This is a genomic window from Nocardioides jensenii JCM 1364 = NBRC 14755 (genome assembly GCF_001552535.1).
Lineage (GTDB): Bacteria > Actinomycetota > Actinomycetes > Propionibacteriales > Nocardioidaceae > Nocardioides > Nocardioides jensenii.
This window is the reverse complement of sequence record NZ_BCRJ01000153.1, coordinates 1-9429: the sequence shown is the minus strand read 5'-3', so window position 1 is coordinate 9429 and position 9429 is coordinate 1. Positions and strand designations below refer to the sequence as shown.

At 70.7% G+C, this 9429-nt stretch carries 9 protein-coding genes; 2 read left to right on the top strand and 7 right to left on the bottom strand.

Translation table 11 applies throughout. From position 1 onward, the window contains the following. The coding region (locus tag NJ4_RS26170) for a hypothetical protein (RefSeq protein ID WP_217996986.1) at positions 1-333 on the top strand (333 nt) is incomplete at its 5' end. A gap of 387 nt (positions 334-720) precedes the next feature. On the opposite strand, the gene hemB is transcribed toward NJ4_RS26170, so the two are convergent. The 7 genes from hemB to NJ4_RS24400 all read right to left on the bottom strand — a co-directional run bounded on the left by hemB (position 721) and on the right by NJ4_RS24400 (position 8558). Then, complete coding sequence (gene hemB / locus NJ4_RS24430; RefSeq protein ID WP_067441941.1) at positions 721-1698, bottom strand: porphobilinogen synthase; 978 nt, start codon at positions 1696-1698, stop codon at positions 721-723. A gap of 139 nt (positions 1699-1837) precedes the next feature. Next, on the bottom strand, positions 1838-3550 hold the full coding sequence (locus NJ4_RS24425) for a bifunctional uroporphyrinogen-III C-methyltransferase/uroporphyrinogen-III synthase (RefSeq protein WP_067441938.1): 1713 nt from the start codon (positions 3548-3550) through the stop codon (positions 1838-1840). Continuing rightward, on the bottom strand, positions 3547-4494 hold the full coding sequence (gene hemC / locus NJ4_RS24420) for a hydroxymethylbilane synthase (RefSeq protein ID WP_067441935.1): 948 nt from the start codon (positions 4492-4494) through the stop codon (positions 3547-3549). The genes NJ4_RS24425 and hemC overlap by 4 nt, the downstream gene beginning before the upstream one ends. Beyond that, positions 4491-5792, bottom strand: coding sequence for a glutamyl-tRNA reductase (locus tag NJ4_RS24415; RefSeq protein WP_067441932.1), 1302 nt, complete (start codon positions 5790-5792; stop codon positions 4491-4493). The genes hemC and NJ4_RS24415 overlap by 4 nt, the downstream gene beginning before the upstream one ends. After that, positions 5789-6532, bottom strand: a complete 744-nt coding sequence (locus tag NJ4_RS24410; protein WP_082749125.1) for a redox-sensing transcriptional repressor Rex — start codon at positions 6530-6532, stop codon at positions 5789-5791. The genes NJ4_RS24415 and NJ4_RS24410 overlap by 4 nt, the downstream gene beginning before the upstream one ends. Positions 6533-6697: 165 nt before the next feature. Then, complete coding sequence (locus tag NJ4_RS24405; protein WP_067441929.1) at positions 6698-6940, bottom strand: glutaredoxin family protein; 243 nt, start codon at positions 6938-6940, stop codon at positions 6698-6700. Beyond that, on the bottom strand, positions 6933-8558 hold the full coding sequence (locus NJ4_RS24400) for a class I adenylate-forming enzyme family protein (protein ID WP_067441926.1): 1626 nt from the start codon (positions 8556-8558) through the stop codon (positions 6933-6935). Before NJ4_RS24400 ends, NJ4_RS24405 begins: the two co-directional genes overlap by 8 nt. 40 nt (positions 8559-8598) lie before the next feature. On the opposite strand from NJ4_RS24400, the gene NJ4_RS24395 reads away from it, so the two are divergent. Beyond that, on the top strand, positions 8599-9429 hold an 831-nt coding region (locus tag NJ4_RS24395; RefSeq protein ID WP_407668096.1), incomplete at its 3' end, for an HAD family hydrolase.

Sequence of the window (9429 nt, the reverse complement as noted above, 5' to 3'; positions counted from 1 at the left end):
AGTTCGAACGACCCAGGCAATACGACCACACAGGATCCCGGTAGCACCGGCGGCAGTGGCACCAACACCGACATTCCTGGCGCCGGCACTGGTGGCGCCAACCAGGGCGGAAGCAACAACCCCGAAGACGACATTCCAAACACCGGCACTCCCGCCGATGAGCCGGCTGAGCAGTTGTGGACCAGAGCTGAGGCTCTCGTCGCCTGCACCAACGAGGTGCTCAAAGGCGTGACCAACCCGCTTGGACTTGACCTCACGCAACTGCTTACGACGCTGAACCTGATGGATGACCGCGACCAATGCGTCACATCGCTGGCAAACACGCCGAAGTGACCGCCTGAGCATCGAGAACGGCCCGGACTCCTCACGGAGTTCGGGCCGTTTTCCATGTGCCGTTCGTCATCGGCACGCGGCAGCGCGTGACGCGTGTGCGGCCCGTGTGCACCGGATCGCAGTCGGCTCCTGCAAGCGGGACGGTGCACAGGCGCAGAGGACCAAGGAACAGGTGACTCGACCCGGCAACGCCGAGCTCGGGCGCAGCGACGGCAGCGAAACGGACCGCGCGACAGGTGAGTGAGGCGCTCTGCGCGCGGTTCACGCTCAGATCCGCCCGGCAGCCGGCCACTTACCTGTCCTGTGGTCCGGGAGGCCCGACGGAAGGCCCGGAAGGTCGGAAGGCCGGAAGTCCAGCGGTCCGGCGGCGATGAGTCGCGACGAACCTCAGCGGCGGAGCAGGCGTGCGGCCTCGGCGGCCCAGTAGGTCAGGACGACGTCCGCACCGGCCCGGCGGATCGAGAGCAGGGTCTCCAGGATCGCCGGCTCCCGCTCGATCCAGCCGTTCGCGGCGGCGGCCTCGACCATGGAGTACTCCCCCGAGATGTTGTAGGCCACCACCGGCACGTCGACCGCGTCGCGCACCCGGCGGATCACGTCGAGGTAGGCGAGGGCGGGCTTGACCATGACCAGGTCGGCGCCCTCCTCGATGTCGAGCAAGGCCTCGCGCACGCCCTCGACGGCGTTGCCGGAGTCCTGCTGGTAGGTGCGTCGGTCACCCTGCAACGAGGAGCCGACGGCCTCACGGAACGGACCGTAGAACGCGGAGGCGTATTTCGCGGAGTAGGCCAGGATCGCCACGTCGGCGGCACCGGCCTCGTCGAGCGCGGAGCGGATCACCCGCACCTGACCGTCCATCATGCCGCTCGGGCCGACCATGTCGACCCCGGCGGCGGCATGCGCGCGCGCCATCTCGGCGTACACCTCGAGCGTGGCGTCGTTGTCCACGCGGCCCTCCGCATCGAGCACACCGCAGTGCCCGTGGGAGGTGAACTCGTCGAGGCACAGGTCGCTCATCACGGTGAGCGCGTCGCCGACCTCGGCCGCGACGTCGGCGATCGCCACGTTGAGGATGCCGCCCGGGTCGAGTGCCCCCGAGCCGGTCGCGTCCTTCGCCGAGGGGACGCCGAACAGCATGATGCCGCCCAGCCCCAGCTCGGCGGCCTCCGCCGCGGCCGCCTTCAGCGACGACCGGGTGTGCTGCACGACGCCCGGCATCGAGGAGATCGGCACCGGCTCGGTGGCGTCCTCACGCACGAAGGCGGGCAGCACCAGCTGGCGCGCCTCGAGAGAGGTCTCCGCGACCATCGCGCGCAGTGCCGGCGTACGACGCAGGCGGCGGGGTCGGACTGTCGGAAACTCCATCGGTGACTCCTCGGCGTTCGTGGCCTGGCCGGATGCCGTGCGATGCGGCTGTCAGGACGACCCCCAGCGTAGGACGTCCCGCACGACGTCCTGCGTGGCGGCGGCCGGGGCAACCGCAACGCAGGACGTCAGGCGATGATCAGCTGGTGGTGGCCCGGCGACGGGTCGACGGCTTGCGGTCGGACGGCTTGGTCACCGGCTGACCCGACTCGATCAGCGACGCCCGACGGGTGGCACCGAAGTCGGCGAGGGCGTCGACGAGCACCTCGACCGACGGCTCGCTCGCCATCACGTCGACGCGCAGGCCGTGTTCCTCGGCGGTCTTGGCCGTGGCCGGACCGATCACCGCGATGATCGTGGAGGGGTGCGGCTTGCCGGCGATGCCGACCAGGTTGCGCACCGTCGAGGACGAGGTGAACACGACCGCGTCGAACTTGCCCGACTTGATCGCGTCCCGCGTCGGCGCCGGCGGCGGCGTGGCCCGCACCGTGCGGTAGGCGGTGACGTCGTCGCACTCCCAGCCCAGGTCGATGAGACCGGCCACGAGGTTCTCGGTGGCGATGTCGGCACGGGGCAGGAAGACCCGGTTGATCGGGTCGAGCACGTCGTCGTACGGCGGCCAGTCCTCGAGCAGGCCGGCAGCGGACTGCTGGCCCGAGGGCACGAGGTCGGCGCGCAGGCCCCACGCGGCGATCGCGGCAGCGGTCTTGTCGCCGACCGCGGCGATCTTGAGGCCCGAGAAGGCACGCGCGTCCAGGCCGTACTCCTCGAACTTCTCGCGCACGGCCCGGACCGCGTTGACCGAGGTGAACGCGATCCACTCGTAGCGACCCTCGACCAGACCACGAACGGCCTTGTCCATCTGCTGCGGGTTGCGCGGCGGCTCGACGGAGATGGTCGGCACCTCTTCGGGAACGGCACCGTAGCCACGCAGCCGTGCGGTCAGGCTGCCGGCCTGCTCCTTGGTGCGAGGCACCAGCGCGCGCCAGCCGAACAGCGGCTTGGTCTCGAACCAGGACAGCGTCTCGCGCAGGTTGACCACGTCGCCGACCACGGTGATCGCCGGCGGGGCGATCTTGGCGGCCCGGGCGTCGGCCGCGATCCGCTCCAGCGTCGAGGTGACGGTGGCCTGGGTGGTGGTCGTCCCGGACTGGGTCATCGCGACCGGCGTCGTCCCCGGGCGACCCGCCTCGATCAGCGCCTTGGCGATGTCACCGATCGAGCCGACCGCGGAGAGCAGCACCAGGGTGCGGTTGTCGGCGTACCGGCTCCAGTCGATCTTGTCGCCACAGGTGACCACGGCGACCTCGCGGTTGTTGCGCGTGGTCAGCGGCACGCCGGCGTACGCCGGGACAGCGGTGGCCGACGAGACGCCGGGCACGATCTCGAAGCCGATGTCATTCTTCGCGCAGGCCTGCGCCTCCTCGGGGCCGGAGGCGTAGAGGAACGGGTCGCCGTTCATCAGGCGGACGACGCGCACCCCGCGCTTGGCGTGCTTGACCACGACCTTGGCGCGGTTCGCGTGGGTCAGGGGCTGGCCGTCGGGGCCGAAGCCACCGTCGACGAACTCCGGGCCGGCGACATCCTCGAGCGTCTCGTTGCCGTCGTCGTCGACGAGCACCCGTGGCTCGGGGATGCCGAGCACGGTGCGCACGAGGGCGGCGTGCTCGGGCAGCTCGGTGACGACGACCTCGGCGTCGCGGAGCAGCTCGACCGCCCGCACGGTCAACAGGTCGGGGTCACCGGGGCCACTGCCCACGAATGCCACCCACCCGCGTGCCTGCGAAGGGATCATTGACGAGCCCTGCACGGATGCGGGGGCCGGCGTGGTCTTGATCTTTCGTCCAGTCATGCCTGCTGCCTTCTACCTGGTGTGTCGATCAGTTCTGCTGCGCCTTCTTCGAGCATCCCGGCGGCCAACCGGGTGCCCACTCCTGCCGCATCAGCGAGTGGGCCACTCGCCGACCTGCGGATGTCGATCGTGCCGTCGTGGGACAACGCCACGGCGCGGATCCAGACCTCGTGTCCGTCCTGCCCGTCGTCGACCACTTCGGCCAGTGCTCCCACCGGGGCCGAGCATCCGGCTTCCAGCGTGCTGAGCACCGCCCGCTCCGCCTCGACTGCGGCTCGGGTGAACCGGTCGTCGAGGTGCTCGCGCAATCCTGCTGCCAGCTCCGTGTCGGTGGTGCGGCACTCCACGGCGAGTGCTCCTTGTCCCGGGGCCGGCAACATCTGGATCGGATCGATGGCCTCGGTGACCAGTTCGAGCCGCCCGATGCGAGCCAACCCGGCACGGGCCAGGATCACGCCGTCGACCTCTCCCGAGGTGACCTTGCCGACCCGGGTGTCGATGTTCCCGCGAAGTCCGACGATCTCCAAACCGAGGCCCAGGGCGCCGAGCTGGGAGGCCCGTCGGGGCGACCCTGTGGCCACCACGGACCCGGGGGGAAGCTCACCGAGGGTGAGCCCGTCGCGGGCGACGAGGACGTCGCGCGGGTCCTCACGCGGGGGTACGGCGCCCAGCGTGATGCCCTCTGCGGGCGCGGTGGGGATGTCCTTGAGCGAGTGGACGGCCACGTCGACCCGGCCGTCGAGGAGTGCGTCGCGCAGGGCGCTGACGAAGACGCCGGTGCCACCCAGTGAGGCGAGTGGTGCCCGACTGACGTCACCTTCGGTGGTGATCTCGACCAGCTCGACCTCGACGCCGAGGCGTTCGCGGATCATCTCGGCCACGTGACCGCACTGGGTGCGGGCCAGCAGCGAGGCGCGGGTGCCGATCTTGAGGGTGTTCTTCATGCGGGACGCTCCGGCCTGGTGACCGCATCGACGGCCTCCGGGTCGAGGGCGAAGAGCTCGCGCAGGGCGGCGGCGTAGGACACCGCACCGGTCTCGTTCGCGAGCTCCTTCACCCGGGTGGTGGGCTGGTGAAGCAGCTTGTCGGCCACGCGACGGACCGCCATCTCGACCTCGGCCCGGGAGGACGAGTCGAGGTCGGGCAGTCGGGTCAGGAGCCGTTCGATCTCGGCGTCGACGACGTCGGTGGCCATGCTGCGCAGGGCGACCACAGTCGGTGTGACGCTGGCCTTGCGGCGCGCCGTCACGAACGCGGCGACCTCCTGGCCGACGATCTCGCGCACGCCGATGACCTCGAGAGCGCCCTCGGTCTCGGCGAGGTCGGAGGCCAACCGGCGCAGGTCGATGACCGAGATCCCGGGGAGGTCGGCGACCGCCGGATCGACGTCGTGGGGCAGGGCCAGGTCGAGGAAGACCATCGGGTTCGGGTTGCCTGCCCGGGCCGCCGCGACCTGGGCCGCCGAGACCACCTGACCGGTGGCGCCGGTGCAGGAGACCACGAGGTCGGCCTCGGCCAGCTCGGTGGCGATCTCGGACAACGGCAGCGACCGGGCGCCGTACTCGGCGGCGAGGCGGTCGGCGTTGCCTTCGGTGCGGTTGAGCACGGAGATGTCGGCGGCACCGAGACGGGCCACGGTGGCGACCGAGAGTCCGGCCATGGCGCCGGCGCCGATCACGACCACGCGCTTGCCGGCGACACTGTCGCCCTCGGCTGTGGCCAGGTCGAGGGCCGCGGTCACCATGGAGGGCGCAGCACGGTCGATGTCGGTCTCGGCGTGCGAGCGCTTGCCGACTCGCAGCGCCTGCTGGAACAGCACGTTGAGCGCCGGGCCGACCGTGCCGGACTCCTGGCCGAAGCGCAGGGCCTCGCGGGCCTGACCGAGGATCTGGCCCTCGCCGACGACCATCGAGTCGAGCCCGGAGGCGACGTGGAAGAGGTGGGAGACGGCCCCGTCGTCGTAGTGGACGTAGAGGCAGGAGAGCAGGTCGTTGTCGAGGGCCAGGCCGGCACCGCGGTCGCACAGGAGACGCGAGATCTCCTCGACGCTGCCGTGGAACCGCTCGACCTCGGAGTAGACCTCGAGCCGGTTGCAGGTGGCCAGCACGGTGGCTTCGGCCACGTGATCCACACCGATCACGTCGGCCAGCAGCTTGGCCACGCCGTCCTCGTCGAGCGCGAGTCGTTCGAGCAGGTCCACCGGAGCGGTCCGGTGGGAGATTCCGACCACGAGAATGCTCACGCGATCACCTCCTGGTCAGGTGTTGGGCCCAGTTCCCCGTCGGGAGCCGCCTTGCGCTGCTCGTGGTAGGCGAGGATCTGGAGTTCGATCGACAGGTCGACCTTGCGTACGTCGACACCGTCCGGCACCGACAGCACGGTCGGGGCGAAATTGAGGATGCTGGTCACACCGGCCGCGACCATCCGGTCGGCGACGTCCTGGGCAGCGACTGCCGGGGTGGCGATGACGCCGATCGAGACGGCCTCGGCCGCGACGATCTGCTCCAGGTCGTCGAACGGTCGCACCTCGAGGCCGGCCACGGCCTCGGCGTGGCGCTCCGGTGCGGCGTCCAGCAGGGCCACCACCCGGAACCCGCGGGAACGGAATCCGGAGTAGTTGGCCAGGGCGTTGCCGAGGTTGCCGATGCCGACGATGACGACCGGCCAGTCCTGGGTCACCCCGATCTCGCGGGCGATCTGGTAGCGCAGGTAGTCGACGTCGTAGCCGACCCCGCGGGTGCCGTAGGAGCCGAGGTAGGAGAGGTCCTTGCGCAGCTTCGCGCTGTTCACGCCGGTGGCGGCGGCGAGGTCCTCACTGGAGCACGTGCCGATGCCGCGCTCGACGAGCGTGGTGAGCGCCCGGAGGTAGATCGGCAACCGGGCCACCGTGGCCTCGGGGATCTCACGGCCTCCGACTCGGGCGACGCCGTCGACAGGCGCAGCCCCATGGGGGCTGCCGGCGGCGGGCGTCCGTGCGGTCAATTGTCTCGTCTCCAGGGCGCCGCGAGGCACGATTCATCACCCCGGTGGAATGCGGGGCGGTGTTCCTCGCGACTCGATCACTTTAGGAGTTTGTGAACGGAAGAACAAAACGAGTCCGACCCTCGGCTACCACAGGTGAGATGGCTCACCTCAGCGGGGTGCCGCTCAACTGCCCAGTGCGCGCCGCAGTCGGGTCTCGTCGACCCGCCAGAAGTCGTGCTGCCTGCCGTCGACGAACGTCACCGGAACCTCGTCGGTGAACCTCGCCTGCGTCTCGGGGTCGGCATCGATGTCGACCTCGTCGTACGTCTCACCCAGCTCGACGCAGACCCGCTCGATCACGAGTCGGGCCTCGTCGCACAGGTGACAGCCCGCCCGGGAATAGAGCCGGACCCGGGGCTCAGTCACCGGTCTGCTCGTCGGCGGGCTCCTCGAACAGCGCGACGCGTCGCCGCGCGGCTGCACGAAGCCGGCCCTTCTGCACCTTGCCGGTCACGGTGTAGGGCAACTCGTCGACCACGTGCACCACCGACGGCTGCTTGAAGCGGGCCAGCTGGCGGCCACACGCGTCGAGTACGGCGGCCCGCACCCGCTCGTCGTCCGCGGATCCGTCGGACACGACGTAGGCGACCACGGCTTCACCGGTGCGGTCGTCATCAGCGCCGATCACCGCGGAGGCCCTGACCTCGGGCACCTCGTTGATGACGTCCTCGACCTCGGAGGGGTAGACGTTGAACCCGGAGACGATGACCAGGTCCTTGCGGCGGTCGACCAGCAACAGGTCGCCGTCGGGGTCGACGATGCCGACGTCGCCGGTGGGCCACCAGCCGTCGTCGGCGGGCCCCTCCCGACCGTCGGGCCAGTAACCGCTGAAGAGGTTGTCGCCGCGGATCTCGATGTCACCGGGGTCCCCGCTCTCGACGGGGCCGCCGTCCTCGTCGCGCAACCGGATCTCGATGCCGGGCAACGGGGCACCGACCGAGCCCGCCTCGGCCTTCTTGCTGCACAGGGTGGAGGTCACCACCGGCGCGGCCTCGGTCAGCCCGTAGCCCTGGTGGACCACGACGCCTGCCCTGTCCACGAAGTCGTCGATCACTTCGGCGGCCAAGGGCGCGGAGCCGGAGAGCACCAGTCGCACCGGCCCGAGCCTCTCGGCAAGGTCGTCCATGGGCAGCCAGTGCGCGAAGACCGGCGGCGCGACCGGGACCACGCTGATCGCCTCGTCCTCGATCAGGTCGAGGGTGCCACCGGGGTCGAAGCCGTCGGCCAGCACGACCCGGGCCCGCAACCGCAGCGCGCCACCGAGGACCGCATTGAGACCGTAGACGTGGAAGAGCGGGAGCACCCCGAGGACGACGTCGTCGGCGGCCAGCATCGGCGGCTCGACTGCCGCGATCTGCTCCACGTTGGCCAGCAGCGCCCGATGGCTGAGCATGGCCGCGCGGGGACGGCCCGAGGTGCCGCTGGTGTAGAGGAGAGCCGCGAGGGTCTCGGCGTCCTGGAGCGGGGGCAGCGACCGACCGTGGCTGGCGGCGAGCTGGTCGTAGGAGCGCTCCCCCGGGTTGAGTGTCGTGCCGACCGCGACCAGACGGGGCCGGGGCACGTCGGCCAGCTGGTCCGGGTCGATGCCCTCGAATTCGCCGTTGCGGGCCCGCTCGACGATCTCGAGGGCCTCGCGCACGACGGTCACGGTGTCGGGGTCGGCCACCACGATGCGGGCGCCGGAGTCGGCCAGCATGCGGGCCAGCTCGTTGGCGGTCGAGCGCGGGTTGACCGGTACGACGACCAGCTGCGCACGCAGCGCGCCGAGGTAGGAGGTGATGAACTCGATGCGGTTGCCGAGCACCAGCATGACGCGGTAGCCGGCGACCGCCCCCTCGGTCCCGAACCCGGTGGCGACCCGGTCGACCTCGTCGTCGAGCTCGGCCCACGACACCCGACGACCACCGGCGGCCTCCACCACGGCAGTCACGTCGGGAATCTCGCGGGCTGCCGCGGTCAGAAGGTCGGCGACGGAGTTCGTCATGCGCAGATCCTTCCACATGGGAGATGGCTAGGCTTGCGGTGTGACAGACAAGCGCACCGCCTCCCGGAGGATCGACCTCAAGCAGCGCTCGACGATGGCCGGGGAGGCCGCGGCGGCAGCCACCGAGGTGGAGTCTGCTCTCGATGTCCCCCACGACCCCACCTCTGCGGCGTTCTTCGACGTCGACAACACGATCATGCAGGGCGCGAGCATCTTCCACCTGGCCAAGGGTCTGCACCGCCGGAAGTTCTTCACCACCCGCGACATCCTCGGGGCGGCGTACAAGCAGGCCTACTTCCGCATCGTCGGCGTCGAGGACCCCGAGCACGTCGCCGAGGCCCGCAACTCGGCACTCAGCTTCATCGCGGGGCACACCGTCACCGAGCTCGAGGAGCTCAGCGACGAGATCTTCGACGAGGCGATGGCGCACCGCATCTGGCCCGGCACCCGCGCCCAGGCACAGCTCCACCTCGACCAGGGGCAGCGCGTGTGGCTGGTGACCGCGGCGCCGATCGAGATCGCCCAGGTGATCGCGCGGCGCCTCGGCCTGACCGGCGCGATGGGCACGGTCGCCGAGCACGTCGACGGCGTCTACACCGGGCAGCTGGTCGGCGACATGCTGCACGGCCCGGCCAAGGCCGAGGCGATCAGGGCGCTGGCCGTCCGCGAGAGCCTCGACCTGTCCCGTTGCTCGGCGTACAGCGACTCCTCCAACGATCTGCCGATGCTGGGGTTGGTCGGCGACCCGGTGGCGATCAACCCCGACGCCAAGTTGCGCGCGCACGCGCGCGGGCAGGGCTGGCGGATTCGCGACTACCGGACCGGGCGCAAGGCGGCCCGCGCCGGCCTGTTCGTCGGCGCCGTCGCGGGC

Excerpts from the sequence above, each read along its gene's own strand:
- hemC (WP_067441935.1), bottom strand. The coding sequence starts at position 4,494 with ATGAAGAACACCCTCAAGATCGGCACCCGCGCCTCGCTGCTGGCCCGC.
- NJ4_RS24425 (WP_067441938.1), bottom strand. The coding sequence starts at position 3,550 with ATGACTGGACGAAAGATCAAGACCACGCCGGCCCCCGCATCCGTGCAG.
- NJ4_RS24400 (WP_067441926.1), bottom strand. The coding sequence starts at position 8,558 with ATGACGAACTCCGTCGCCGACCTTCTGACCGCGGCAGCCCGCGAGATT.
- hemB (WP_067441941.1), bottom strand. The coding sequence starts at position 1,698 with ATGGAGTTTCCGACAGTCCGACCCCGCCGCCTGCGTCGTACGCCGGCA.